This is a genomic window from Pseudomonas sp. B21-054 (assembly GCF_026016345.1).
Taxonomy (GTDB): Bacteria; Pseudomonadota; Gammaproteobacteria; order Pseudomonadales; family Pseudomonadaceae; genus Aquipseudomonas.
The window spans coordinates 6,657,840-6,683,831 of the sequence record NZ_CP087204.1 but is presented as its reverse complement, the minus strand read 5'-3'; the positions used below and the strand labels follow the sequence as shown (position 1 = coordinate 6,683,831).

The 25,992-nt window shown below is 63.8% G+C and carries 19 protein-coding genes; 13 read left to right on the top strand and 6 right to left on the bottom strand.

The genetic code is table 11. The features are described from left to right. The first annotated feature begins 353 nt into the window (after positions 1-353). From tagH to tagQ, 12 genes are all read left to right on the top strand, one after another. The gene (gene tagH, locus LOY70_RS29210; protein ID WP_265032076.1) at positions 354-1,805 is read left to right on the top strand and encodes a type VI secretion system-associated FHA domain protein TagH; all 1,452 of its coding nucleotides are present in this window, start codon (positions 354-356) and stop codon (positions 1,803-1,805) included. 68 nt (positions 1,806-1,873) lie between these two features. Next, entirely contained in the window at positions 1,874-2,380 is a 507-nt protein-coding gene (gene tssJ / locus LOY70_RS29205) for a type VI secretion system lipoprotein TssJ (protein WP_123416310.1), read from the top strand. A gap of 15 nt (positions 2,381-2,395) precedes the next feature. Beyond that, entirely contained in the window at positions 2,396-3,730 is a 1,335-nt protein-coding gene (tssK, locus tag LOY70_RS29200; RefSeq protein ID WP_265032074.1) for a type VI secretion system baseplate subunit TssK, read from the top strand. A 6-nt stretch (positions 3,731-3,736) separates the two neighbouring features. After that, complete coding sequence (locus LOY70_RS29195) at positions 3,737-5,047, top strand: DotU family type VI secretion system protein (RefSeq protein ID WP_265032073.1); 1,311 nt, start codon at positions 3,737-3,739, stop codon at positions 5,045-5,047. After that, entirely contained in the window at positions 5,044-8,544 is a 3,501-nt protein-coding gene (tssM, locus tag LOY70_RS29190) for a type VI secretion system membrane subunit TssM (protein WP_265032072.1), read from the top strand. Before LOY70_RS29195 ends, tssM begins: the two co-directional genes overlap by 4 nt. After that, positions 8,541-9,194 (top strand): type VI secretion system-associated protein TagF, encoded by a 654-nt coding sequence (gene tagF / locus LOY70_RS29185; RefSeq protein WP_265032071.1) that lies wholly within the window; start codon positions 8,541-8,543, stop codon positions 9,192-9,194. The genes tssM and tagF overlap by 4 nt, the downstream gene beginning before the upstream one ends. Beyond that, positions 9,195-9,926 carry a PP2C family protein-serine/threonine phosphatase gene (locus LOY70_RS29180; protein WP_265032070.1) on the top strand — a complete coding sequence of 244 codons (732 nt, stop codon included), beginning with the start codon at positions 9,195-9,197 and terminating at the stop codon, positions 9,924-9,926. Continuing rightward, positions 9,923-13,012 carry a serine/threonine-protein kinase gene (locus tag LOY70_RS29175; protein ID WP_320110194.1) on the top strand — a complete coding sequence of 1,030 codons (3,090 nt, stop codon included), beginning with the start codon at positions 9,923-9,925 and terminating at the stop codon, positions 13,010-13,012. Before LOY70_RS29180 ends, LOY70_RS29175 begins: the two co-directional genes overlap by 4 nt. Further along, the gene (locus LOY70_RS29170) at positions 13,012-13,728 is read left to right on the top strand and encodes an ABC transporter ATP-binding protein (protein WP_265032068.1); all 717 of its coding nucleotides are present in this window, start codon (positions 13,012-13,014) and stop codon (positions 13,726-13,728) included. Before LOY70_RS29175 ends, LOY70_RS29170 begins: the two co-directional genes overlap by 1 nt. Further along, the gene (locus tag LOY70_RS29165; RefSeq protein ID WP_265032067.1) at positions 13,728-14,924 is read left to right on the top strand and encodes an ABC transporter permease; all 1,197 of its coding nucleotides are present in this window, start codon (positions 13,728-13,730) and stop codon (positions 14,922-14,924) included. Before LOY70_RS29170 ends, LOY70_RS29165 begins: the two co-directional genes overlap by 1 nt. Then, positions 14,917-16,644: a formylglycine-generating enzyme family protein gene (locus LOY70_RS29160; RefSeq protein WP_413776622.1), complete on the top strand. Its 1,728-nt coding sequence runs from the start codon at positions 14,917-14,919 to the stop codon at positions 16,642-16,644. Before LOY70_RS29165 ends, LOY70_RS29160 begins: the two co-directional genes overlap by 8 nt. 85 nt (positions 16,645-16,729) lie before the next feature. After that, a complete protein-coding gene (tagQ, locus tag LOY70_RS29155) occupies positions 16,730-17,671 on the top strand; it encodes a type VI secretion system-associated lipoprotein TagQ (protein WP_265032065.1) in 942 nt (313 codons plus the stop codon). A gap of 911 nt (positions 17,672-18,582) precedes the next feature. Here the strand turns inward: tagQ and LOY70_RS29150 are convergent. Continuing rightward, on the bottom strand, positions 18,583-18,963 hold the full coding sequence (locus tag LOY70_RS29150) for a DUF6124 family protein (RefSeq protein ID WP_265032064.1): 381 nt from the start codon (positions 18,961-18,963) through the stop codon (positions 18,583-18,585). Positions 18,964-19,431: 468 nt separating this feature from the next. Here LOY70_RS29150 and LOY70_RS29145 point away from each other — a divergent pair, with 468 nt between their 5' ends. Then, complete coding sequence (locus tag LOY70_RS29145; RefSeq protein ID WP_265032062.1) at positions 19,432-19,815, top strand: helicase; 384 nt, start codon at positions 19,432-19,434, stop codon at positions 19,813-19,815. Between the two features lie 184 nt (positions 19,816-19,999). Here the strand turns inward: LOY70_RS29145 and LOY70_RS29140 are convergent, their stop codons facing one another. The 5 genes from LOY70_RS29140 to exbD form a co-directional block, all read right to left on the bottom strand. Continuing rightward, positions 20,000-21,400 carry an aminoacyl-tRNA deacylase and HDOD domain-containing protein gene (locus LOY70_RS29140; RefSeq protein ID WP_265032061.1) on the bottom strand — a complete coding sequence of 467 codons (1,401 nt, stop codon included), beginning with the start codon at positions 21,398-21,400 and terminating at the stop codon, positions 20,000-20,002. A gap of 78 nt (positions 21,401-21,478) precedes the next feature. Further along, on the bottom strand, positions 21,479-23,554 hold the full coding sequence (recG, locus tag LOY70_RS29135; protein WP_060740038.1) for an ATP-dependent DNA helicase RecG: 2,076 nt from the start codon (positions 23,552-23,554) through the stop codon (positions 21,479-21,481). Positions 23,555-23,563: 9 nt separating this feature from the next. After that, on the bottom strand, positions 23,564-24,484 hold the full coding sequence (locus LOY70_RS29130; RefSeq protein WP_265032058.1) for a hydrogen peroxide-inducible genes activator: 921 nt from the start codon (positions 24,482-24,484) through the stop codon (positions 23,564-23,566). A 322-nt stretch (positions 24,485-24,806) separates the two neighbouring features. Further along, a complete protein-coding gene (locus LOY70_RS29125; RefSeq protein WP_123343521.1) occupies positions 24,807-25,562 on the bottom strand; it encodes an energy transducer TonB in 756 nt (251 codons plus the stop codon). Beyond that, positions 25,559-25,987: a TonB system transport protein ExbD gene (gene exbD, locus LOY70_RS29120; protein ID WP_025216142.1), complete on the bottom strand. Its 429-nt coding sequence runs from the start codon at positions 25,985-25,987 to the stop codon at positions 25,559-25,561. Before exbD ends, LOY70_RS29125 begins: the two co-directional genes overlap by 4 nt. Positions 25,988-25,992 lie beyond the last annotated feature (5 nt).

Below are 25,992 nucleotides of genomic sequence, written 5' to 3'. Positions count from 1 at the left end.
ACTTTGCATGTCCCTTGACGGTAATGGCGCTTTAATCGCTGTGTGATTTTAAAGTGCCATCATCTATATTCAAGAAGTTGTGCATTTTTGGTGTAGTACTTATCGCTTGTCAAGGTAAGCTATTTCGCCTGTGTGACAGTTGTGAGGCGCTTAACAACCCGCGCGACCAGTAGGTCGAAGCAGGCACCGATGCAGGTTTTTTTGTCACGCAAGCCGGTTAAGATCAGCATTCATGCTGGCAAAAAGCCGTTTCGAGGTTGTTTGCAGAGGTTTGTTGGCGAGACACCAAGGCGTAGACCCCATAACCGCCTGCGTGCGACGACGCGACAAGAAGTATTCAGCAAGGAGGCGAGATGCCGCTGTGTTTGACTATCACTAGTTATCACAAAATTACCCCGGGCCAGTGTTCTGAAAAGTCCATGGATCAGGGGGTGATGGCAATTGGCCGCAATTCCGATAATGACTGGGTATTGCCTGACCCTGAGCGTCTGGTTTCCGGCAAACATTGCGTTATTCAATACAAAGACGGGCGCTATTACTTGACCGATAACAGCACTAATGGTGTGGAATTGGTCAAGGCCGGTATTCGTTTGCGCAAGGGCAACAGTGAGCCGCTGCAAGATGGCGAAGTTATCCGTATCGGCGATTATGAAATCCAGGCGCGCGTCGATTTCAACCTGCCGGTCACCGACAGCAACCCGTTCGCCGAATCGCCCAGCAGCTTTGAAGCCTTGATGGGGCAGCAGAGCGCCGCGGTGAACACGCCAGCGTCGATACAAGTGGCCCCGCCGGCGCACTTCCAGGGCGTGTCGTCCATGGACACCCTGCCGGATCTGTTCGATTTTCTCAGCCCGAGCAGCGTTCCGCCGGCCACCCAGCCTGACCATGTCCCGGCCGAACAGCATGATTTCCGTCCGCCCACGCCGATTCCCCGTCCGAGCCCGCCGCCCGTGGTCGAACCCGTGGCGATAACGCCGGCGCCGTTGATTCCGGACGATTGGGACCTGTTCAGCGACAAGCCTGCGCCCGTGGCGGTTGCCCCGATCGCGCCGCTGCCTGTTCCACCACCTGTAGCGCCGCCGGTGATTGAACCGGTGCCGACGCCCGTCCCTCAAGCGCCGGTCGCTGAAGTCCGCGTACCGACCGAGCCTGCGCCCTTGCGTGAGGCGCCGGTCACCCGCGTCGAGCCCCCGATCACGCCAGTCGACACTTCACAACCCGACCTGCTGCAGGCTTTCCTGCGCGGTGCCGGGCTGGATCAGTTGCGTCTGGACAAGGCCCAGGCCGAAGCGCAGATGGAAAGCATCGGGCGCAGCTATCGGCTGATGGTCGAAGGCCTGATCGATGTCTTGCGCGCCCGCAGCAGCCTCAAGGGTGAATTCCGCATCCAGCAGACGATGATCCAGCCGGTGGAAAACAACCCGCTGAAGTTCGCCCCCAATGTCGATGAAGCCTTGCTCTTGCTATTGCGCCACGGCAACCAGGCGTTCATGGCCCCGGACGCGGCGGTGCGTGACAGCTTTGATGATCTGCGGGCCCACCAACTGGCGGTGATGGCCGGCGTGGAAGCGGCGATCAAGCATTTGCTGGCGCGCTTCGAACCGGCGCAACTGGAAGAGCGCATGGCCAAGCCCGGCGGGCTGTCGGGTATTTTCAGTGGCTCGCGACAGGCCCAGTACTGGCAACAATTTACCGAGCTCTACAGCAATATTTCCCGGGAGGCCCAGGAGGATTTCCAAGACCTGTTCGGTCGTGAATTCAGTCGCGCCTACGAAGAACACAGCACACGACAGCGACGCCGTTGAGCGTCGCCGTCTTATAACAATACCGATAAGCCAACAACGGATAGCTCAAACGTCATTGAGGACGCAGGATGATTCCCAGGTTTTTACTCGCAGTCGCCACCGCGCTTCTGCTGACGGCGTGCGCCAAGGATGCGGCCAGTCCCCAGGCCGAAGACGCTGAGGCCGACACCGCCGCCGTCGAGCTGCACTTTCATGCCATCTCCGGGCTCAACCCCGGCGCCACCGGCCAGCCGGCCCCGGTCCGGGTGCGCATTTTCGAGCTGAAGAATGCCGCCACCTTTAGCCGCTCCGATTATTTCGCCCTGGCTGAACGGGCCCAGGCGACGCTGGGCGCCGACCTGATCGACCAGGACGAAGTGCTGATCCAGCCCGGCCAGCAATTGAGCCTGCAACGCGACCTCGACCCAGCCACGCGGCACATCGGCCTATTGGTGGGCTATCGCGAGCTGGACCAGTCGCTGTGGCGCACGGTGATCAATGTCCCGGCCCGCGAATACACCGAATACCAGATCAGCCTCGATGTGCGCGCCGTGCGCAGCGCCGTCGTCGTTCCCCCATCCAGCCCTGCCCAATAAGCAATCGGAGCCCCCATGTCCTGGAACAATCGCGTGGTCTGGTCGGAAGGCATGTTCATTGGAACGCAGCACTTCCAGCAGCATGACCGTTACCTGGAAAACCTCATCGACGCTCGCAGCCGCCCGTTGTCGGCCGGCGCCTGGGGTTTTTCCGAATTGCTGATCGACCAGGGCCTGCTGGCCCAGGGCAAACTGGCGATCATCTCGGCGCGTGGCCTGTTGCCGGACGGCACGCCCTTCAACATTCCCCAGGATGACCTGGCGCCCACGCCGCTGAACGTCGACGACAACCTGCGCGATGGCCTGGTGTACCTGGCCTTGCCGCTCAAGCGCGCCGGCGCCCGTGACACCGTGGATGAAGGTGAAGACCTGGGTGCGGCGCGTTACGTGAGCCAGGTGTGCGAAGTGCGCGACGACAATGCACCGTTCGAAAACCGCGCGCCGGTGGCCCTGGGTTCTCGGGCCCTGCGCTTGTTGACCGAACAGGATGGTATCGGTGACTACGCCGCCATCGGTGTGGTGCGCATCAAGGAAAAACGTGCCGACCGTGCGCTGGTGCTCGACGACGCCTACATCCCACCACTGTTGGATGTCATCGCCTCCAAACCGCTGGCGGCGTTTCGCAGCGAACTGCTGGGCCTGCTCCATCAACGCGGCGAAGCCTTGGCCGGGCGGGTGGTGGCTTCCGGGGCCGGTGGCGCTTCGGAAATCGCCGATTTCATGCTGCTGCAACTGGTCAACCGCGCCCAGCCGTTGATCCAGCACCTGAGCCAGTTGAGCCCCTTGCACCCCGAACGGTTCTACAGCGAGCTGGTGAGCCTGGCCGGAGAGTTCTCCACCTTCACCGCTTCCGGGCGACGACCGCAGGAGTACCCGCAATACCAGCACGATGACCTGGCGTTGAGTTACGCGCCGGTGATGCAGGCCCTGCGCGAAGCCTTGTCGATGCTGATCGACAGCCGCGCCACGCCGATTCCGATTGTCGAGAAAGCCTACGGCGTCCACGTGGCGATGCTGGCCGACAAGACCCTGCTCGACAGCGCCAGCTTCATCCTGGTGGTGCGCGCCGATGTACCGGCCGAAACCCTGCGCAGCCGTTTCGGCCAGCAGAGCAAGGTCGGTTCGGTGGAACACATCCGCGACCTGGTCAACCTGCAACTGCCAGGCATCGGCCTGCTGCCATTGCCGGTGGCGCCACGGCAGCTGCCGTACCACGCCGGCTCCACCTACTACGAACTCGACCGGGGCAGCGAGCACTGGCAGCAACTGGGCAATTCCGGCGGCTTTGCATTCCACATCGCCGGCCAGTTCCCAGGGTTGAACCTGGCTTTCTGGGCGATCCGAGGATAAACCGCGATGAGCAACGACGATCGTACCCAGTTCATGCCGACGCCCGGTGGCCGTGGCGCAGATCCTTTTCGCCCGGACGCTGGCCGCCCTCAACCGACACCTTCGCCGACACCGCTGTCGATGCCGGCCGCACCGGTCCTGACCGGTAAGGCCCAAGGCCTCAACCCGTTGGAGAGTGCGGCCGGTCCGCTGCTGGCCTTGCTGACGCGCCTGCGCAGCACCATCGCCCACCCGGCGCCGGCCAGTTTGCGCGCGCAACTGCTGGCCTACCTGCGCCAGTTCGAAGAGCGCGCCGAGGCCGCCGGCGTGGTGCGCAACGAGGTGCTGCTGGCCCGTTACGCCTTGTGCACCGCGCTGGACGAAGCGGTGTTGAGCACCCCGTGGGGCGGCACCAGCGACTGGGGCAAGCAGAGCCTGTTGATCACCGTGCATAACGAAGCCTGGGGCGGCGAAAAAGTCTTCCAGTTGCTGGAACATTGCCTGCAAAGCCCGCGGGAACGCCTGTACCTGCTGGAGCTGTTGTACCTGTGCATGTGCCTCGGTTTCGAGGGGCGCTACCGGGTGATGAACGACGGGCGCAGCCAATTGGAAGCGTTGCGCGAGCGCACCAGCGCGGTGATCCGTAGCGCCCGTGGCGACTACGAGCGTGAGCTGTCGCCCCATTGGCGCGGTGTCACCGTGGCCCGTGATCGCCTGGCGCAATTCATGCCGCCGTGGATCGCCGTGGCCATCGGCGCTGCCTTGTTGCTGGCGTTGCTGTTCGGCCTGCGCATGAAATTGGCCTCCGACGCCGAGCCGGTGTTCAAGAACATTCATTTCCTCGGCGAAATCCCGGTGCAGGCCATCGACCGTCCCGTGGTGCAGCCGAAGGTGATCGAACGCCCACGCCTGGCCGGTTTCCTGGCCGATGAAATCAGGGCCGGTCGGATCGCCGTGGAAGACGCCGTGGATCGCTCGGTGGTGACCATTCGTGGCGACGAGCTGTTCGCCTCCGGCAGCGCCAGCATCAAGGACGATTTCCAGCCGTTGATGCTGCGCATCGCCGATGCCGTGCGCAAGGTCAAGGGCCAGGTCCTGGTGACCGGCCACAGCGACAATCGTCCGATCGCCACCCTCAGGTTCCCGTCCAACTGGGCGTTGTCCGAGGCACGGGCCAGGTCGGTGCTGGAGATTCTCTCGGCCAAGACCGGCCAGCCCGAGCGCTTCAGTGCCGAAGGCCGCAGCGACACCGAGCCGCTGGCGTCCAACGCCACGACCGAGGGACGCGCGCGCAATCGTCGGGTTGAAATCACAGTATTGGCGGAGGGGGTCGAGTGAAGGCGTTTTTCAGTTTTATGACCCGTTGGGTCATCCCATTGCTGGGGCTGATCGCCCTGAGCCTGATCATTTGGTTCGTGGGCCCGCTGCTGGAGTGGCTGGTGCCCGAAGGCCGGCGCTGGGCGTTGATCATCCTGGTGTTCGCGGTGTGGATCGCCTTCCGGGTGTTTCGCATCATCCAGGCCCGCCGTCAGGCAGCCGAAGTCATGCGCAGCCTCGCCGCGCAGACCCCGCCCGACCCCACCAGCATCGCCACCGCCGAAGAACTCGAAACCCTGCGCCAGCGCATGGACGAAGCCCTGGCCCTGCTCAAGAAAGCCAAGCTGGGCGGTGACGAACGGCGCAACCTCTATGAACTGCCGTGGTACGTGATCATCGGCCCGCCGGGTTCGGGCAAGACCACCGCGCTGGTCAACTCCGGGCTGCATTTCCCCCTGGCCGCGCAACTGGGCGCCGGGGCGGTACGCGGCGTGGGCGGTACGCGCAATTGCGATTGGTGGTTCACCGACCAGGCGGTCCTGCTCGACACCGCCGGCCGCTACACCACCCAGGACAGCGACGCGACCGTCGACAAGGCCGCCTGGCTAGGCTTCCTTGGACTGTTGAAAAAACAGCGGGCCCGTCGTCCGATTGACGGTGCCTTCATCGCCATCAGCCTGTCTGACCTGCTGCTGGGTAGCGACGCCGAGCGCGCCGCCCATGCCGCCGCGATACGGCTGCGGATCCAGGAGCTGTACACCCAACTGGGCGTGCGCTTCCCGATCTACCTGATGCTCACCAAGCTTGACCTGGTGCCCGGGTTCATGGAGTTTTTCGACACCCTGAGCAAAGAAGAACGCGCCCAGGTCTGGGGCATGACCTTCGCCCTGGACGATGGCAAGAGCAACGACAGCCCGCTGGCGCACCTGCAAAGCGAATTCACCGGCCTTGAGCAACGCCTCAACGACCGCTTGGTGGAACGCTTGCAGCAAGAGCGCGACCCGGCGCGGCGCGACCTGATCTATGGCTTTCCGCAGCAGTTCGGCGCCTTGAAAGATTGTCTGCAAAGTTTCCTCGAAGGCGTGTTCAAGCCCAACGCCTTCGAAGAGCGCGTGTTGCTGCGCGGTGTGTATTTCACCAGCGGCACCCAGGAAGGCAGCCCGATCGACCGCCTGATCGGCTCCATGGCCCAGAGCATGAACCTGGACCGTCAACACCTGGCGCGCCAGACCGGCACCGGACGCAGCTACTTCATCGAAAAGCTCTTCACCGCTGTGGCGTTTGCCGAGCGTGGATTGGTGGGCGTAGACCCCAAGGTCGAGCGACGACGCAAGTGGATCGCCCGCGGTGTTCTGGCCTCCACGGTGGTACTGGTGTTGGTGGTCAGCACGTTGTGGTGGGTCAGCTACCGCGCCAACCAGGCCTACATCACCCAGGTCGACCAAAAGGTCGCGCCATTGGGGCAGACCGTGCAGAACCTCAGCCCAGCACAACGGGATGTGCTCGCGGTATTGCCGTTGCTCAACGCCGTGAAGCACCTGGCCGACGACGCCCCCGATTGGGCCGAAGGCCTGGGCCTGTACCAGGGCGACATGCTCGAAGCCGAGTCCGGCAGCGTCTATCGCAAGTTGCTGATCGCCGTATTCGCGCCTCGCTTGCTGACGCGGGTCGAAGAACAACTGCACGGCGGCGGCAATTCGGATTTCCTCTACGAGGGTCTGAAGGCCTACCTGATGCTCGCCGATACCGAGCACTACGATGCCGACTTCATCAAGGCCTGGATCGCCCTGGATTGGGATCGCAGCCTGCCGCGTGACCTGCCGGCCGAGCAACGCCTGGCCTTGAGCGAGCATTTGCAGGCGTTGTTCGAGCGCCGTCCGCCAACCGCGCGTCTGGACCCGCGCCTGATCGAAGACCTGCGCCGGCAATTGCAACAATTGCCGGTGGCCCAGCGCGTCTATGACCGCATCAAGCGGCAGAAACTGCCCGAGGGCGTACCGGACTTCCGCATCAATGAAGCGGCCGGGCGTGACGCCGCGCTGGTGTTCAGTCGCAAGAGCGGCAAGCCGTTGGGCGAACCCCTGAGCGGGTTCTTCACCGTCAAGGGCTACCGCCAAGGCTTCTTGCTCACCAGCTTGAGCCAGACCGGCACCCTGGCTGAAGAACAATGGGTGCTGGGCCATGAACAGGCCGATCAGCAGAACGTCGCCAGCCTGGCCGCCGACGTCCGTCGCCTGTACTTCCAGGACTACCTGCGCCAATGGGACGCCTTGCTGGCCGACATCGACTTCGTGCCGATCACCAGCGTGGCCCAGGCGGCCGATGTGCTGCGGGTGATTTCCGGGCCGACCTCGCCGTTGAAAAAACTGTTGGTGGCGGTGGCCAAGGAAACCGACCTGCAACAGGACGAACGCCTGCTGGCCGCCCAAGGCGCGCCGGCGGGAGGCAGTGTGGACAAGCTCAAGGAGCGCCTGGGCAGCTTGCTCGGCCAGGAGCAGGCGACGCAAGACGCACCGCAGGCCATCGATGACCCGATCACCGCGCACTTCGCCGAGCTCAACAGCATCGTCAATAAAAACGAAGGCGAACCGGCGGCCATCGACGGCCTGCTGGCCGACATGAACGCCCTGTACGTGCAGGTCAGCGCCATGGTCGGTGCCAGCGGCGACGCCTTGCTCGGCGAAGCCAAGAACCAGGCCAGCGCCGCCGCCACCCGGGTCAGCCTCAACGCTGAGCGCCAGCCGCCGCTGGTGCAGGGCTTGGTCAAGTCGGTGGTCAACTCCACCACCAACAGCATGATGGGCGGGGTGCGCAATCAACTGAATGCCGCCTGGACCAGCGAAGTGGTGAACATTTACCGCCAGTCCCTGGCCGGGCGTTACCCGATGTCGCCGGGCAGTGCGCGGGACGCGACCCTGGATGACTTTGGCCAGTTCTTCGGCGTAGGCGGGGTGATGGACAACTACTTCCGCAAGTACCTGCAGCCCTACGTCGACACCTCCACACCGACCTGGCGCTGGCAGCCGGGCGCTGCACAGAAACTCGGCATCGCCCCGGGTGTGCTGCAAACCTTCCAGCGGGCGGCGACCATTCGCGATGCGTTCTTCCGTTCCGGCGGCACCCAGCCGATGGTGCGCTTCGAGCTCAAACCGGTGGCGATGGATTCGACCATCACCCAGTTCCTGCTTGACCTTGACGGCCAACAGTTGAGCTACGACCACGGCCCGAGTCGCCCGACCGCCATGCAATGGCCGAACCCGGGCAGCATCGGCGTGGTGCGGATCTCGATCATGCCGCCGTCCGCCAACGGTCGCTCCGGCATCACCCTGGATGGGCCATGGGCCTGGTTCCGGTTGCTGGAGCAATCGGACCTGACCGCCGGCAATTCGCCGGATCGCTTCAACTTGCGGCTGCGGGTCGATGGCGCCAGCGCTTCTTACGAGCTGCGGGCCAACAGCGCCTTCAACCCGTTCAAGAGCCGGGTGCTCAGCGGCTTCAGCCTGCCGGAGCGGCTATGAGTACACCGGGCTTCTATGGAAAGTTGGCCAGCCGCGGCGACTTCGTCAGCCGTGGCTTGCCCCAGAGCTTTATCAGCCCCTGGGATTCGTGGCTGGCGGCGGGTTTGCTCGCCAGCCAGACCAACCTTGGCGAGCGTTGGTTGGATGCCTATCTGGTCAGCCCGCTGTGGCGCTTCATGGTCGCACCCGGCGTGTGCGGGCCGGACGCCGCGGTCGGGGTGGTGATGCCGAGTATCGACCGGGTCGGCCGTTATTTTCCGCTGACCGTCGCGGTGCTGCTGGAGCCCGACGCGGACCCGGCGTCCGTGGTGGGCGGTGCGGACGAGTGGTTTGAGCGGGTCGAGAACCTGTTGCTGAGCACGTTGAGCGTGGAGGCCAGTTTCGAGACGTTCAACGAACAGCTGGAAACCCTCGGTAGCCCGATGTACCTGCCGCGCACCCCGAGCAGCCGTTTCGCTAGCCTGCATCGCTTCGATGCCACTGACCCGCAGCGGCGCACGAGTGCCCTGGCCGAGTCGGCCTGTGAGGGCGCGAGCCTGTGGTGGGGCCAGGGTTCGGAGCGCATCGTGCCCGGTTTGATGCGTTGTCAGGGGCTGCCGGCCGCTGCCGATTTTGCTCAATTTTTGCTCGGCCAAGAGGGTGTTGTGTAGATGCGTCCAAGTGCCGGAAAAGCATTCAAGTCTGCAAGCAAGAGCCATGTCGGCATGGTCCGCCAGGTCAACGAAGACGCCTGCCTGGACCTGCCGGAAAACGGCCTGTGGGTCGTGGCCGATGGCATGGGCGGGCACGCGGCGGGCGACTATGTCAGCAGCCTGATCGTCGACAGCCTGCGCGGCATCGCCGTGGGTCGCTCGCTGGACGAATACGTCGCGGCGCTGCAAAGCGACCTGCTGCGGGTCAACGCCGCCGTGCGTGAAGAAACCGCCAACCGTGGCGTGACCATGATGGGCAGCACCGTGGTGGTGTTGGCCACCCGCGACCTGCGCGGCATGTGCCTGTGGGCCGGTGACAGTCGCCTGTATCGCCTGCGCGACGGCGTGCTCGAAGGCATCTCCCGGGACCACAGCTACGTCCAGGATCTGCAGGACAGCGGCCTGCTCAGTGAAGCCGAGGCCCGGGTACATCCACGGGCCAACATCGTCACCCGGGCCATTGGCGTCGAGGCGCAACTGAACCTGGCGCTGACCGAATTGCTGCTGGTGCCTGGCGACAGCTACCTGTTGTGCAGCGACGGGCTGAACAAGACCGTCGAAGACGAGGAAATCCGCGAAGTGCTGAGCCACGACGAGCCCGGCGAAATCGCCAGCAGCCTGGTGTCCCTGGGCCTGATGCGCGGCGCGCCGGACAACATCACCGTGGTTGTCGTGAAGGTGCCGTCATGAGCTTGACCCTGAACATTGTCATCCCCGGCTACGACATTGAAGGGCCGATCGGTGAAGGCGCGATGGCCAGCGTGTACCTGGCGACCCAGCGTTCGCTGGAGCGCAAGGTGGCGTTGAAAGTCATGGCCGCCGCGCTGGCCGCTGACCCAACGTTCTGCGAGCGCTTCCTGCGCGAAGGCAAGACCCTGGCGCGCCTGTCGCACCCACACACCGTCACCATCCATGACATCGGCAATGTCGGTGAGCTGTACTACATGGCGATGGAGTACCTGCCCAACGGCACGCTCAAGGAACGCATCGCCGCGGGCCTGACGCCGGAGCAGGGCCTGACCTACATCCGCCAGATCGCCTCGGCATTGGGTTATGCCCATGGGCTCGGGCTGGTGCACCGCGACGTCAAGCCGGCCAACATCCTGTTCCGCGCCGATGGCACGGCGGTGCTCTCGGACTTCGGCATCGCCAAGTCCCTGGACGACCGCACCCAGTTCACCCAGGCCGGCTTTGCCGTCGGTACGCCCAGCTACATGAGCCCGGAACAGGCCCGAGGGCAAGACATCGACGGCCGCGCCGACCTGTACGCCCTGGGCGTGGTGCTCTACGAAATCCTCGTCGGCAAATTGCCGTATACTGGCAACGACGCGCTGTCCACGGCCCTGGCCCACCTGACCGAACCGTTGCCGGAATTGCCGGTGCACCATGGTCGTTATCAGGACGTGTTGCGCAAACTGTTGGCCAAGGATCCGGCGGAACGCTTCCCGGATGCGGCGGCGCTGCTGCGGGCGCTGGATAACCTGCCTCAAGAATCTGAAGCGACGCTGATCCGGCCGTTGTCGTTGCAACTGCCGACCACGCCGCCTGCGGTGGATGACTTGGCGGGCTTGACGCCCATGTCCATCGACATTCCCAGCGGCCCGGCTTATTCGCAACCACAGTCGCAGTCAAAGCCCGTTCCGCCGCCGATAAAACCGACGGTTCAATCCTCGGTGTCGGAGCAACGCAAGGGACCGGTGTTCGCCCTGGCCGCTGTCGCGGTGGCCGTGGCGCTGGCGCTAGGCGGCGCGGGTTATTGGTGGTTGGCCGGTGACGATGGCAAAGAAGTGAAGACGCCGGTGGCCACGACCAATTCGGTCAAGCCATCGGAAGTGAAGCCGCCGAAAGCCCCGGACGTGCCGGCGGTCAAGCCTCCCGTCATCCCCGCGGGCCAGCCTCCCGTGGCGACCGAGGCCGACGGCGGACAGCGGCCGTTGCTGATGGCCGGTAAGAAAACCCTGTTCCAGCGGGTGCTCAGCAAGCCGGGGGCCACGCTCGCCGATGAACCGGGCGCCAAGCCTGGCAAGGCACTGCCGGCGTTTTCCGTGCTGTACGTGTATCAGCGCAAAGACGTCGATGGCAGCCCGTGGGTACGGGTCGGCGCGGCCACCGACGGGCGCAGCGACGGCTGGCTGCCCGCCGCCCAGGTCAGCGACTGGAAGCAAAGCCTGGTGCTCAAGTTCACCGAACGTTCCGGCCGTGCGCCGGTGATGTTCCTGCGCCAGCCGGGCGAAGTGGAAAAGCTCCTGGCCAACCCTTCAGCGGCCAAGAACGTGCTGCTCAAGGCCCAGCAGAACCCGACCAGCGACCAGCAAGTGCTGGCCCTGGAACCGGCCGCCAGCGCCGTGCCGCAGAACCAGTTCTACCTGCTGCCGATCTTCGATTCCCGCGAGAGCATCGACGAGAACGGCCAGCCGGTGCAGTTGCTCAACGTGGCGTCCATCGACCCTGGCAACACCCCGCGCGCCTCGACCAACACGCCGATCACCACCGCCAACGCCGACGCGTTCCGCACCGCCGTGGTGCTGGTGGTGGACACCACCGTGTCCATGCAGCCCTACATCGATCAGGTCCGCGACGTGGTTCACCAGTTGCAGAGCCGCATCGCCGAGCGTGGCGAGTTGGACAGCGTCAGCTTCGGCATGGTGGGTTTCCGCAGCAGCATCAAGAAAACCCCGGGCCTGGAATACGTCGCCAAGACCCTCATCACCCTCGAGCAGGGCCGCGATCCGCAGCGCTTCATGGACCTGGCGCGGCAGGTCAAGGCATCCACGGTGTCGAGCCATTCGTTCAACGAAGATGCGTTCGCCGGGGTCATGGAAGCCGTCGAAGGCATGGACTGGTCCGGTTACGGTGGGCGCTTGATCCTGCTGGTCACCGATGCCGGCGCCCTGCGCAAGAACGACCCGTTTGCCGCCACGCAAATGAACGAGGCCGAAGTGCGCCAGGCCGCGCTGGGCAAACAGATCAAGATCTATGCCCTGCACCTGCTCAGCGACGCCGGCAAGAAAACCCACGCGGGTGCCCAGAGCCAGTACCGCATCCTCACCGCCGACGCCAACCCGCAGATCGGCGACTTGTACATTCCGGTGCCGGGCGCCGACGTGCGCAAGTTCGGCGAGCGTGTCGACGAAATCGGTTCGGTATTCGCCGACCTGGTGCACCAGGTGCGCAGCAACAAACCGCAAGCCGTGCCGCTGTTGAGCGCCGCGCCGAGCCTGGCGGATAAATCGGCGGCGGTCGGCTACGCGATGCACATGGACTTCCTGGGGCGTAAATCCGCCAGCCAGGCGCCGCAACTGGTCAGCGCCTGGACTGCCGACCGCGACCTGACCAACCCGGCGCTGCCGGCGTTCCAGGTCTGCGTGATGCTGACCAAGCTGCAACTCAACGACCTGCAGCAATCGCTGAAGCTGATCGTCGACGCGGCCCGCAAGACCCAGAGTTCGCCCAAGGATTTCTTCCAGGAAATCGCCAGCGCCAGCGCCTACATGAGCCGCGACCCATCGGCCCTGCGCAAGGGCGGCAACCTGGCCGACGGCGGGATTCTGGGCGAGTACCTGGAAGGGCTGCCGTACCGCAGCAAGTCGCTGAACATGACCCAGGATTTGTGGCTGTCGTTGAGCGTGGCCGAGCAGGAAGACTTCATCGACGAGCTGGATTCGAAAATCCGCCTCTACGAAACCTTCCACAACGACCTGGCGAACTGGGTGCGTTTCGGCGATGCCGAGCCGGGTGATGCCTTGTACCGCGTTCCGTTGTCGACGCTGCCGTGATGCTGAACATGAGCGCGGTGCACAAAAGCCGGGGCGCTGGTAGCCAGCGCTACAGCCTGGTGATTCCACGGCTGCAACTGCGTGCTGGTGAACAACTGGCGGTGGTCGGCCCCAGCGGCTGCGGCAAAAGCACTTTGCTCGACTTGCTCGCGCTGGTGCTGGCGCCGGATCAGGCCGGGCGGTTCGACTTCAGCCCTGCCAATGCGCCGCTGGACATCGCCAAATTGTGGCGTGGGTCGCAACAAGGCACCTTGGCCGAGCTGCGCAGCCGTCACCTGGGTTATGTTCTGCAAACCGGCGGCCTGTTGGGCTTCCTGGACGTGCGCGGCAACATCGAGTTGTCGCGAAAACTGTTGGGTTTGAAGGATGACGGCAGCGTGACGCGCCTGGCTGGGCAGTTAGATATTGCCGATCAACTGGACAAGAAGCCGGCGGACTTGTCCGTCGGCCAGCGCCAGCGAGTCAGTTGCGCCCGCGCCCTGGCCCATGGTCCGCGCCTGCTGCTGGCGGATGAACCGACCGCCGCCCTCGACCCGCTGAACGCCGAGCGCGTCATGCAGTTGCTGGTGGCCCAGGCCCGCGAACACGGTGTGTGTTGTGTGGTCGCCACCCACGACGAAACGCTGGCCCGCGCCAGCGGTTTGCAGGTGCGGCGCATCAGTTGCCGTCGCGACGACGACGGTGGTGTCACCGCCACCCTCGGGGAGGCTTGCTGATGCGCAGCGCGCTGGTGGCTTCCCTGGCCTGGCAGGATTACCGCAACGATGCCTGGCTGTCGGCCTGCTCGGTGCTTGCTCTGGTGGCCGTTGTGGCGCCGTTGCTGGTGTTGTTCGGCCTGAAGTTCGGCCTGGTCAGCAGCCTCACCGAACGCCTGCAGAACGACCCGGCCACTCGGGAAATCATCCCCTTGGGCGGCGGTCGCTTCAGTGCCGAATTCATCGAACAATTGGCCCAGCGCAGCGACGTGGCCTTTGCCTTGCCGCGCACCCGACAAATTGCCGCGACCGCCGATTTGAGCGGCGACGCAGCCGCCGTCACCGTAGAAATGATCCCCACGGCGGCCAACGATCCCTTGCTCGACCGCTTGCCCGTGCCCCAAGGCCTGGATCAAGTGGTGCTCAGCCAGACCGCCGCCGAAAAGCTCGGCGCCAAGGCCGGCGATTGGTTGCAGGCCAGTTTCGGTCGGCAGGTGGCCGGTCGCAGCGAGGCGCAGCGCACGCGGGTTCAGGTGTCGCACGTGCTGCCGCTGGAAGCCTTTGCCCGGGACGGTTTGTTCGCGCCACTGGCTTTGCTGGAAGCGGCGGAGGATTACCGCGACGGTCGTGCCGTGCCCGCGTTCGGCTGGCCGGGTGATGCGGTGGGCGTGAGTGGGCAGCGGGTGTATCCGGCGTTTCGCCTGTACGCGCGCCGCCTCAGTGATGTCGAGCCGCTGCGGCAGTATTTCGCTGGGCAGAACTTGTTGGTGTCGACCCAGGCCCAGACCATCGCACAAGTGCAATCGCTGAGCCGCAATCTGTCGATCGTGTTCTGGATCATCGCCGGGTTGGCCTTGGCCGGCGCGTTCGCGGCGATTTTTGCCGGTGCCCTGGCGGCGGTCGAGCGTAAGCGCCGGGAGCTGTCGGTGTTGCGCCTGCTGGGGGTTTCCACCGCGGCACTGTTGTTGTTTGTGGTGTTGCAGGCGCTCTACAGCGCCACCTTTGCGGCCCTGCTGAGTGTCGGGCTGTATGGCCTGGCGCAGTCGGGCCTGAACCATTTATTTGCGCAGATGCCGGGCGAGTACGCCAGCCATCTGCTGGTGCGTCACTACACCTTGGCCCTGCTGGCCGTGCTCGGCGTCAGTGCCGTCGCGGCGGCGTGTGGCGGCTGGCGGGTGGCGCGCATCCAGGCGTGTGAAGGAATTCGCGATGTATAAGTTATTGGGCGCCGCCGTGGCGTTGAGCCTGGCCAGTTTGGCCTGGGCCGATGAAGGCACCGACAAGTTGGACAACCCCAAGCCGTTGCCCGATGACGTCAGCCTGCCGCTGCCGTGCGAAGGGCAGATGGTGTTCCGTTACGTCTACATCCTCGCCCAGGGCACCCTGGACGACCGTGAGATCAGCCTCGGTTACCCGTTCAGTGAAGGTGAGGCCGGTTACCAGCAGTCGTTCATTTCCGGCTACCGGCGCGACTTCATCAACGGTCAGTTCACCCTCAAGGACCTGCCCAAGGCCTGGAACACAAGCATCACGCCGTTGATGCCCAAGACCGACGCCAAGACGCCGCTCAAGCCGATGCTGTACTTCATCGGCAAGTACGAGGTCACCGCGCGCCAGTACGCCCAGGTCATGGCCCAGGCGCAATCGCTGGCCAGCGGCGAACCGGCGCCGGCCTGTGAGGCCTTGCAAGCCGATTTGCCCCAAGGCATGGCCGGGCGCTTGCCCAAGGTGAAGCTGTCGAAGTTCGAGGCTGAGCGCTTCGCGGCGGTGTACAGCGCCTGGCTGATGAAATACCACAAGGACTTGCTGCCAGTGAGCGGTCGCGGCACCTCTGCCGAAGATGGCGGGTTGGGTTTCGTGCGCTTGCCGACGGAAGTCGAGTGGGAATTCGCCGCCCGTGGCGGGCAGGCCGTCAGTCGTCAGGACCTGGAAGGACGCCTGTTCCCCCGGCGCCTGGAAGGCAGTGAAAGCGACGGGCCGCTGGCCGATTGGGCGGTGTTCAACCAGGTCGCCGGTGGCACCGGGCAAGCGGCGCGGCTGATGCCCATCGGCACCAAGTTGCCGAACCCCATTGGCCTGTTCGACGTGGTCGGCAACGCCGCGGAAATGGTCCAGGAATCCTTCCAGTTGGTGCACGCCGGTCGCCGCCAGGGCGCCTACGGCGGCTTCGTGGTCAAGGGCGGCAACTACCTGGAAGGCGAGGGCACGCTGTTCACCGGGATGCGCCGCGAATACCCGTTGTTCGCCGCCGACGGTACCGAGCAGAGCAACGAAACCACCGGCTTTCGCGTGGCCGTCGGGGCGTTGTCGGCGCCGCGTTCGCGCTACAAGGAATTGTTCGCCCAATGGCAGAAAGAGGGCCGCCTCGCGTCCCTGACCGACGCTATCGACGACGCCGACGACCCGACCAAGCGCCTGGACAGCATCATCGCCGCCAGCGCCGACCCGCGCCTGCAAGCCGAACTCGGGCTGGTCAACGAAGAGCTCAAGCGCAACGTCTCGCTCATCGCCCAGCAACGCGAGGAAGCGGCGGGCAACCTGATTCAGTCGTCGGCCCTGGTGGCCGAGACCGTCAACAACTACAACATTCGCCTGACCAATTTGCAGAACAGTCGGCAAGCCGCGCTGGACGCCAAGGACGAGGCCAGCGCTACGCTGTTCGCCACTGCCATCGACAACGGCCGCAGTGCACTGGATGGTGCGGTGGCGATCTACATCGACAACCTGGCCACCGGCACGCGCTACACCGATGCCGTGATCCAGGCGCAGTTTCAACGCGTCAAGGAAGAGTTGGAGCGCAAGCCGGTACTGGGCAAGAGCCTGGTGGCACGCGCAACGTTATTCGTTCGTCATGTCGGGGACTATCGTCAGCAAAAACGAGCCGACCCGGCGGCGATCTTGAAGGAATTGCTCGCATCGAGCGCTCAGCGGTCTTGAGCGTTCGTTGTCAGCGAGCTTGGAAGGGACTCAGGCGGCAATGGGGCTGCGCTGAGCTGGTCAAAACTTAAACGAGAACACAACTATGCTTTTCTCCCGTAAACCTTTTGCTTCGGTTTCCAAGCGTCACTTGCTGATGGTCGCTGTTGGCTTCAGCACCGTACTGACCGGCTGCGCCACGTCGCCGACTTCCAAAGTCGCCTCGAGCACCAAGGTCGAGTACTACCCTAACTGCTACGAGCCTGTGCAGCACCTGCGCTCCACCGAAGGCAACATGACCAAGTCGGTTGTCACCGGTGCGGCCGTTGGCGCGGTCGGCGGTGCGCTGCTGGGCGCCCTGACCGCCGACAAGGAAGACCGTGGTCGCAACGCCGCCATCGGTGCCGCGGGCGGCGCCCTGGCCGGTGGTGCCGCCGGCTACTACACCGAGCGCCAGAAGCAGATCGCCGATGACAACCAGCGCATCGCCTCCTACGCTGCCGACGTCAACAAAAGCGTCTCCGACATCGACCGCAGCACCGCTTACGCGAAGACTTCGCAGCAGTGCTACCAGAATGCGTTCAGCAAACTGGTTGCCGACCGCAAGGCCAAGACCGTCAACGACACCGAAGGCCGCAAGCGCCTGGCGGAAATCGTTTCCGGCCTGAAAGAGTCGAATGACCTGATCGTCGCGGTCAATGGCAAGGCCTCGGAAGACCTGAATAACTACACCCAGGCTTATGAGAAAGACTTGCAGCAGGTGGGTGTGCAGCGTACTGATGTGGTGACTGTGGCCACTGCTGATACCCCGGCGGTCGTGGCTCAGACCACCAACAAGAAAAAGAACAAGATCGTGCAGCCGGCCAAGAAGAAAGACTTGCCAGTCGTGCCGAAAGAAGCGGTGACCACTGAGAAAACCCTGCAGACCGCCAAGGCCAAGCAGGATGAGAGCAAGCAGGTTGCCAGTGCGGGTACCACTCAGGTCAACAGCATGTGCAAGAACCCGGACCTGGGTGACTGGGCGCCGGTTCCTTGCCCGAATGTTTGATTGAGTGAGGGCTGCTGATCATTCCCTCGGGGAGTGATCGCTGCGTTAAACCTGTGGGAGCGAGCTTGCTCGCGATAGCGTCCGTTCAGTTGGCATCCATGTCGACTGACCCGCCGCCATCGCGAGCAAGCTCGCTCCCACAGTGTTTTGTGTTGCCGGTGATATCTGCGACACCTTCAATCCCCTGTGGGAGCGGGCTTGCCCGCGAAGGCGGCCTGACAGCCGGCCAGGATGTTGTTGACTGAGTACATATCCGTTGCTGCGGTAACGGCGGCTTATGGTTCCGCCCTGACGGCGGGTCACTTTCGAAAAGCGCGAAAGTAACCAAAGCGCTTGTGCCCCACCACTCGGCACCTCGCCTAGGCTCGGTGTGCCCGAACGCAGGCATTGCTCCGTGGGCCGCCGCGAAGGGCCATCCATGGCCCAGCGCGGCTAACCCGGCATCCATGCCGGGTTGCCCGCTGCGCAATACCTACGTTCGGCCATCGTGGTTAACGGGGCGCCGAGATCAACGTCCACCGCGAGGCGGCCTGATAGCCGGCCTGTCTCTTTTGTCGTACTCCGATCCAATTGTGGGAGCGGGCTTGCTCGCGAAGGCGGCCTTACAGCCGGCCTGTCTCTCCCGGCTGTACCCCAATCCAATTGTGGGAGCGAGCTTGCTCGCGAAGGCGGCCTGGTAGCCGGCCTATCTCCTGCGGTTGTACCCAATCCAATTGTGGGAGCGAGCTTGCTCGCGAAGACGGCCTGGTAGCCGGCCTATCTCTTGCGGTTGTACCCAATCCAATTGTGGGAGCGGGCTTGCCCGCGAAGACGGCCTAATAGCCGGCCTATCTCTTGCGGTTGTACCCAATCCAATTGTGGGAGCGAGCTTGCTCGCGATGGCGTCGGCTCAGCTTGCATCAATGCCAGCGCTACCCCTTGGCGTCAGGCGCCGCCATTCCCTTGTTTTCCAGATCATCCAACGCCCGCTCGACCAACAATTGAACCCCATCGGCCATGCGACTGATCGCCAGGGCGACGCAGCGGCGTGAGTCCTCGACGTCGTCAGCCAGGTCGGCGGCGATGGTGCTGATGGACAGCAGGTCTTCGGAGGCGTTGGCCAGCAGGGTTTCGGTGTCGATGTGGGGGGAGACGATGAAGAGCTGGTTTTTGTCAGGTTCGGGCGGGGAGGGTTGGGGTTTGAGGTAGTAGTCGAGGGCGCGGGTGGCGGCGTCTTCGAGCTTTTTTTCTTCCTGCGCTTGGACGCGGGATTTGTGGCCGCTTTGTGGCGGATTGGGAGTTACTTTGAACATATTATTTTTCCGGGTAATGGGGCTGGCATCCTCTCGCTTGCATTCGAAAAGGGTGGCAACTGTGCGTAAGTGTGCAAGACCGGCCCGGAGTATCCGGCAGACCCGAAGGTCTCCCACGCACAATTGCCATAACGGGGCGCGAGCATAAAAAAATGCTCGTTCAATAGCTATAACCAATTGTGCTCCAGGTCGGACTTGCACGTCCGTGTCACCGTTTTTGCGATGACGAATAGAGGTTAGCCGCGCTTTAGAGCCCTGCCTAGTTCATGAACAGCCCGACGTTTTGAAGGAAATCTCCGAGGAACCTGAAGGACAATGAAAGCCGCAATCACCCGCCGCTAAAACGTGACTTGGCAGTCATCATGCAAGAAAACTAATCCATCTTCCGCTAAAGCGATCCGATGATGGCGTTCCGTCGCGGAATCGCTAAACTGCCAGCCATTCATCTTTCTTCACGAGGCGGTGCCCATGAAATTTCGTTTTCTACTGTGGATGCTGGGGCTGTTGATGGGCAAGGCCAGCCGGAGCAATCCGGCGTTCCAACAGCAGTTGGGCGATAAGGAATTGGTGTTCCAATTGCAAACCCTGGACGGCAAAGTCGCCCGGCATTTCACGGTGAAAAACCAGCGCATCACCAGCCAGTCCGGCACCTACCCGACGCCGGCATTCTCCATCGCCTTCAAGGACGCCGCCTATGGCTTCGCCACGATGCAGGCCAGGAACAAGCAACTGGCATTCATGACGGGGATCCAGGACCAGTCGATCCAGATCAAGGGCAACCCGGCGCTGGTGATCTGGTTCCAGGGGCTGACCAAGTACTTGAAGCCGAAGAAAGCCAAAGCGAAGATCTGAGGTGCTGCGATACTTGTGGCGAGGGGATTTATCCCCGCTGGACTGCGCAGCAGGCCCAAAAAGGTTGACTGTGTTTAGCCTGCCTGAGTGGGGAGGTTGGTTTTAGGGCCGCTTCGCAGCCCAGCGGGGATAAATCCCCTCGCCACAAGAGCTTCACTTACCTGCACAAGCCAGGTGAGTCTATTCAGCCGTGGCTGAACTGCGAAGCCAGTTCACGCAGCAGCGCTTCGGCCTCGAGCACTTTACTGACCACGTCATTGACCTTGTCCCGAGACAGTCCTACGCGCTCCAGCAGTGCGTCGGGGATTTCTTCATCCGGGCCGGTGCCGATGCCCCGGGAGCGCAGCAGGCGTACGGCCAGGCACACCAGGTTCGGGTAAGCGGCGTATTCGCCGTCGTAGTGCGGGTCGTGTTGGAAGCGCAGGGCGGTGGCCAGTTCGTCGGGCATGTCCCAGTAGCGCATCAGCCATGAGCCGATCTGCTCGCGGCTGATCCCCAGCAGGTGCTGTTCCACGTAGCTGTGGCACAGGTGCGGGTTGACCTCCAGGTGCCGGCAGATCAGCGAGAAGTGCGGCGGGAAGACGTGGGCCAGCAGCAGGTAGCCGAAGTTATGCAGCAGGCCGGACAGGTAGGTCAGGCCGCCTTCGGGGCGCTGGGGGCGCGGCATGGCGCGGGTCAGGCCTTCGATGACGGCGGCGGTGTAGATCGACTGGTGCCAGTACGGCGTGGTGTGTTGCGGGTGGTCCTTGGGCAGGCTCAGCGTCTTGCCCAGGGCCAGGCCGAGCGCCAGGTTGATCACCAGGTCGAAGCCCAGCACCCGTACGATGGCGTCTTCCACCGAGCGAATCTTGCCCGGTGAGGCGTAGTACGGCGAGGCGGCCCAGCTCACCACTTGTGCAGCCAGGGCCGGGTCGGTTTCGACGACGCCGGTGATGTCGTCGATGGTGGCGTCCGGGTCGACCCGCAGCTTGATGATTTTCTGGGCGGTTTCGGCCAGGGGCGGAATCTCGATGGTTTCTTCCAGCCGTTGCTGGATGCGCCGGGCGGTAAACGCCTGCACGGCCTGGGTGATTTCCGCGCGGTCGTCGTGCGGGCGGTCCAGGTTGGGGGTGATGTTGCTCACGGCTTCGCCGAACGTCGCGGCGCTGGCCTTGGTGAGCATGCTCTTGAACGCTTCGCTGGTGACTTCCAGCAGCAGCCCCGGCTCGCCCGAGTTGATCAGCAGCTTCGGCTCACGCAGCAGGCTTTCTTCGTACAGGCAGGGGGAGCTGGTCAGCGCCGGCAGGCCGGGCAGCAGGCTCAGGCTGTGCTTGCCGAGCATGCGTTCCAGGCGGTCGGTCGGCACCGCCGTGAGTTTTCGTCCAGTGAGTTCGGCCAGGCGGTTGAGGTCCAGCAACTGGCTTTGTGGAAACAGCACCATGAGCGCGCCAACGGCATCGTGCAGCAGGACAGCTTGCACTTTGCGAGCGGGGTTCAGGCCTGGTCGCTCGAGCACTTCGTCAAAGGCGATGCCCAGTTTTTCGAGCAGCAGCCGAATAACAGACGGAGCGTGCGGGGATTCTGGGACGAGGGCAGCTTCAGTCATGGTCTGTATCCGTTTTCCTACAAGTTCAGCAGTATAACCAGCTTGCCGGGCAGGTGCGTCCGGAAACTGAGAGCGTGCTCACACTTGGCCATATTGCTGCCCATGACGCAGCCAGCGGTCCAGCAGCGGGCTGACGTGGTCGGGCCAGCGTTCCAGCAAAGCCTGGGCGGCGTCGCGTACGGCAGGGAGCAGATCGGCGTCGCGCATCAGGTCGGCTACCTTGAATTGAAGCAGACCGGTCTGGCGCGTGCCGAGCATTTCACCGGGGCCGCGCAGTTCGAGGTCTTTTTCGGCGATGACAAAGCCGTCGTTGGTTTCGCGCATGATGCCCAGCCGCTGGCGACCGATCTGGGACAGCGGCGGGTGATACAGCAACACGCAATGGCTGGCGGCGCTCCCCCGGCCGACACGCCCGCGCAACTGGTGCAACTGCGCCAGGCCCAGGCGCTCGGGGTTCTCGATGATCATCAAGCTGGCGTTGGGCACATCGACCCCCACCTCGATCACCGTGGTGGCGACCAGCAATTGCAGGGCCCCTGCCTTGAATTCGGCCATGACGGCGGCTTTCTCGGCCGGTTTCATCCGCCCATGGATCAGCCCGACTTTTAACTCGCCGAGGGCGGCGGTGAGGTCCTCAAAGGTGGTTTCGGCGGCCTGGCACGTCAATTCTTCCGACTCTTCGATCAGCGTGCACACCCAATAGGCCTGCCGCCCTTCGGCACAGGCGCTGCGCACGCGCTCGATCACTTCGACCCGGCGGGTGTCGGTGACCAGCACGGTGTTGACCGGAGTGCGGCCGGGGGGCAGTTCGTCGAGGATCGAGGTGTCGAGGTCGGCGTAGGCGCTCATGGCCAGGGTCCGCGGGATCGGCGTGGCGGTCATGATCAACTGATGCGGACACATCCGTCCGCCCACGCCTTTCTGCCGCAGGGCCAGGCGCTGTTGCACGCCGAAGCGGTGTTGTTCGTCGATGATCACCAGCGCCAGGTTCTTGAATTGCACTTCGTCCTGGAACAACGCGTGGGTACCGACCACCATCGGTGCGCCTTCGGCGATCTGCGCCAGTGCGGCTGCACGGTTCTTGCCCTTGAGCTTGCCGGCCAGCCAGGCGACTTCGATGCCCAGCGGTTCGAGCCAGCGCTGGAAGGTGATGAAGTGCTGTTCGGCGAGGATCTCGGTGGGCGCCATCAACGCCACTTGGTACCCCGCTTCCAGGGCCTGGAGCGCGGCGAGGGCGGCGACCACGGTCTTGCCGGCACCGACATCGCCCTGGATCAGGCGCAGCATCGGCTCGGGCTGGCTCAAGTCGTAGGCAATTTCGTTACCGACCCGTTGTTGGGCGCCGGTGGGCGTGAAGCCCAGGTTGGCCAGGTATCGAGCGGGCAGGTCGCGGGCCTTGGGCATGGCCGGCGCGCGCAGGGAGCGCAGGCTTTCGCGCAGGCGTTGTTGCGACAGCTGATGGGTCAGCAGTTCTTCGAACGCCAGGCGGTGCTGGGCCCAGTGATGGCCGAGGGCAAGCTCGTCGACATCGGCATCGGCCGGCGGATGGTGCAGGTAGCGGATCGCATCGGCCAGCGGCGCCAGGTGGTAGTCCCGGGCCAGCTCCGTGGGCAGCCAGTCGGGCAGGCTGCTGGGGCCGAGCAGGGTCAGGGTTTGTTGGCAGAGCTGGCGCAGGCGTTGTTGGGTCAGGCCTTCGGTGAGTGGATAGACCGGGGTCAGGGTTTCATCCACGGGCGGCGGCTCGTCACCGGTGATGCTGCGGTATTCCGGATGATAGATCTCCAGCCCCGACGCCCCGGGCCGCGCCTCCCCGTAGCAGCGCACGCGGGTGCCCCGCTTGAGGCCTTCCTTTTGTGCATTGCTGAAGTGATAGAAGCGCAGGCTGAGCCCGCCAGTGCCGTCTTGCAGCCGCACCACCAGGCTGCGGCGGCGGCCCATGACCACGTCGGCGCCGCTGACGGTGCCTTCGATCACCGCGTCCTGCCCGGGCCGCAAATGGCCGATGGGCACCACGCGGGTGCGGTCCTGGTAGCGCAGCGGCAGGTGGAACAGCAGGTCCTGGAGATTTTCCAGGCCAACCTTGGCCAATTTCTCGGCCATGGCTTCACCGACACCCTTGAGTGTCGTGACCGGCACCTTCGACAGCTCAGTCATGACAGCGGCTTACTTGCCAGCGGGCGGCTTGGCCACGGAGCACAGGCGGATCGAGTCAGCGAGGATCTCGATGGCCTTGGGCCGCGGGAAGCTGGCGCGCCAGGCGATGGCGACGGTGCGGAACGGCGCGGGTGGCGTCAGCGGACGGACTTCGATCACACCGGGGGCGTAGTGATGGCTGTCCACCGCCGACAGCGGCAGGATCGAAATACCCAGGCCCGAGGCAACCATGTGACGGATGGTTTCCAGGGAGCTGGATTCCACCGTGGTGTGCTTGGCGCCTTCGCTGCCCTTGGTCAGGGTCGGACAGGCTTCGAGCACCTGGTCGCGGAAGCAATGGCCTTCGCCGAGCAGCAGCAGGCTCTTGTCGTTGAGCAGGGCGGCGTCGATGGTTTTTTTCTGGGTCCAGGAGTGCTGGGCCGGCATCAAGACGTAGAACGGCTCGTCGTAGAGCGGCAGGGTCAGGACGTCGGCTTCGTTGAACGGCAAGGCGATGATGATCGCGTCCAGCTCGCCGTTGCGCAGTTTGTCGCGCAGCACGTGGGTGAAGTTTTCTTCGATGTACAACGGCATCTGCGGGGCAACCCGGTGCAGTTGCGGAATCAGGTGCGGGAACAGATACGGGCCGACGGTGTAGATCGCACCGACCTTCAGTGGGGCGGTCAGCTGGTTCTTGCCAGCCTGGGCCAGCTCACGGATGCCTTGGGCCTGCTCCAGGACTTTTTGCGCCTGGGCCACGATGCCTTCGCCGACCGGCGTCAGGCGCACGGCGCTTTTGCTGCGCTCGAAAATCAGCACACCGAGCTCGTCTTCAAGCTTTTTCACACCCACCGACAGCGTCGGCTGGCTGACATGACAACGCTCGGCCGCATGGCCGAAATGCTGCTCTTGGGCGAGGGTGACGATGTAGCGTAATTCTGTGAGGGTCATAGCAAGCGTCCATGAAGTTGCGAGCCAAGCATACCGGCTGCAATCGATAGACGCACGTTATCAGAGTGGAGGCGCGCTGTGACACTGTCCAATGTCTGTGTGGCGAGGGGATTTATCTGTGGCGAGGGGATTTATCCCCGTTGGGGTGCGAAGCACCCCTTAAACCAGACACCTAGACCTATCAGGCTGGACTGCATCGATCAGGTTGGGGACGCTACGCGCCCCAGCGGGGATAAATCCCCTCGCCACAGATAAAGCCCCCACCCGGATAAATCTCCACAAAAATAAGAAGCCCCTGTTACAGGGGCTTTCAAATTTGAGGTCAGCGTCGGCGCTTTTCGATGGAATACACAAACGGTGCCGTCAGTTCGATGGTGCCGTTGGTCAGCAGCTCCGCCGGTGGCTTGGGCAGCGGTTGGGCTTTGCGGATCATTTCCAGGGTGGCCCGGTCCAGCGAGTCGGTGCCGGAGCTGCCCACCAGTTCGTATGACAGCACGTTACCTTCGGCATCCACCACGAAACGCAGGCGGTTCATGCCTTCCTTGTTCATCTGCTGGGCCCGGGGCGGGTACTTTTTGTACTTGCCCAGGTGCGCCAGCAGCGTGCCCTGCCAATTGGCCTTGGCTGCCGATTGAGCGGGCGAAGGGCCTGGGGCCGGCTGCGCGGATTTCTCGGTCGGTGCCGGGGTGGGCGGGGTATCGCTGGGCTTTTGCTCCGACGGTGTTTCCTTCGGCGGCTCCGGTTTTTTCTCCACGGGCTTGGGCTTGGGCGGTTGAGGCTTCGGCTTGGGCTTGACCGGTTTGGGTATGGAGATCTCCGGCTTCGCCGCTTCGGCGAGCTTAGGCAGCGGCAGTTCTTCGACCGGCTCAGGAGGCTGCGGCGGTGTGACGACTTTCGGCGGTGCAGGCGGTGGTGGGGCCGGAACCGGCGCCAGCTCGACCATCATGGCCTGGGGGGGCAATTCGATGGGCGGGCGTGACGTCCAGTTCAGTGCCAGCGCGATGGCGAGCGCATGCACGCCCAGCACCACGGCCAGGCTACCGCTGTAACGCGTCAGCTTTTGGCGCGTCGTGATCATTTCTTCGGCGCCGTCTCGAGTCCGACCAGGCCGACCTTCAAGTAACCGGCGGCGCGCAGGGCGTCCATCACGTTCATCAAGTCGCCGTAGTCCACGCCTTTATCGGCCTGGAAGAAGATCGTCGTGTCCTTCTTGCCCTGGGTCTTGGCGTCGAGGGTCGCGCCGAGGCTTTCGGTCTTGACCTCGTCTTCGCCGAGGAACAGGCGCTGGTCGGCCTTGACGCTCAGGAACACCGGTTTCTCCGGCCGTGGCGATGGCTTGGCCGTCGAGGCCGGGAGATCGACCTTGATGTCCACGGTGGCGAGCGGGGCGGCCACCATGAAGATGATCAACAGCACCAGCATCACGTCGATGAACGGTGTGACGTTGATTTCGTGGTTCTCGGCCAGATCGTCGTCTGCGCCTTCTTTCAAATGCAGGCCCATGGCCG

What these genes read in the sequence shown, in the direction of transcription:
- LOY70_RS29140 (WP_265032061.1), bottom strand. Translation starts at nt 21,400, where the DNA reads ATGACTGAAGCTGCCCTCGTCCCAGAATCCCCGCACGCTCCGTCTGTT.
- LOY70_RS29195 (WP_265032073.1), top strand. Translation starts at nt 3,737, where the DNA reads ATGAGCAACGACGATCGTACCCAGTTCATGCCGACGCCCGGTGGCCGT.
- exbD (WP_025216142.1), bottom strand. Translation starts at nt 25,987, where the DNA reads ATGGGCCTGCATTTGAAAGAAGGCGCAGACGACGATCTGGCCGAGAAC.
- tagQ (WP_265032065.1), top strand. Translation starts at nt 16,730, where the DNA reads ATGCTTTTCTCCCGTAAACCTTTTGCTTCGGTTTCCAAGCGTCACTTG.
- tssJ (WP_123416310.1), top strand. Translation starts at nt 1,874, where the DNA reads ATGATTCCCAGGTTTTTACTCGCAGTCGCCACCGCGCTTCTGCTGACG.
- tssK (WP_265032074.1), top strand. Translation starts at nt 2,396, where the DNA reads ATGTCCTGGAACAATCGCGTGGTCTGGTCGGAAGGCATGTTCATTGGA.
- LOY70_RS29170 (WP_265032068.1), top strand. Translation starts at nt 13,012, where the DNA reads ATGCTGAACATGAGCGCGGTGCACAAAAGCCGGGGCGCTGGTAGCCAG.
- tagF (WP_265032071.1), top strand. Translation starts at nt 8,541, where the DNA reads ATGAGTACACCGGGCTTCTATGGAAAGTTGGCCAGCCGCGGCGACTTC.
- LOY70_RS29130 (WP_265032058.1), bottom strand. Translation starts at nt 24,484, where the DNA reads ATGACCCTCACAGAATTACGCTACATCGTCACCCTCGCCCAAGAGCAG.
- LOY70_RS29160 (WP_413776622.1), top strand. Translation starts at nt 14,917, where the DNA reads ATGTATAAGTTATTGGGCGCCGCCGTGGCGTTGAGCCTGGCCAGTTTG.
- LOY70_RS29150 (WP_265032064.1), bottom strand. Translation starts at nt 18,963, where the DNA reads ATGTTCAAAGTAACTCCCAATCCGCCACAAAGCGGCCACAAATCCCGC.
- tagH (WP_265032076.1), top strand. Translation starts at nt 354, where the DNA reads ATGCCGCTGTGTTTGACTATCACTAGTTATCACAAAATTACCCCGGGC.
- LOY70_RS29175 (WP_320110194.1), top strand. Translation starts at nt 9,923, where the DNA reads ATGAGCTTGACCCTGAACATTGTCATCCCCGGCTACGACATTGAAGGG.
- LOY70_RS29145 (WP_265032062.1), top strand. Translation starts at nt 19,432, where the DNA reads ATGAAATTTCGTTTTCTACTGTGGATGCTGGGGCTGTTGATGGGCAAG.
- recG (WP_060740038.1), bottom strand. Translation starts at nt 23,554, where the DNA reads ATGACTGAGCTGTCGAAGGTGCCGGTCACGACACTCAAGGGTGTCGGT.
- LOY70_RS29125 (WP_123343521.1), bottom strand. Translation starts at nt 25,562, where the DNA reads ATGATCACGACGCGCCAAAAGCTGACGCGTTACAGCGGTAGCCTGGCC.
- LOY70_RS29180 (WP_265032070.1), top strand. Translation starts at nt 9,195, where the DNA reads ATGCGTCCAAGTGCCGGAAAAGCATTCAAGTCTGCAAGCAAGAGCCAT.
- LOY70_RS29165 (WP_265032067.1), top strand. Translation starts at nt 13,728, where the DNA reads ATGCGCAGCGCGCTGGTGGCTTCCCTGGCCTGGCAGGATTACCGCAAC.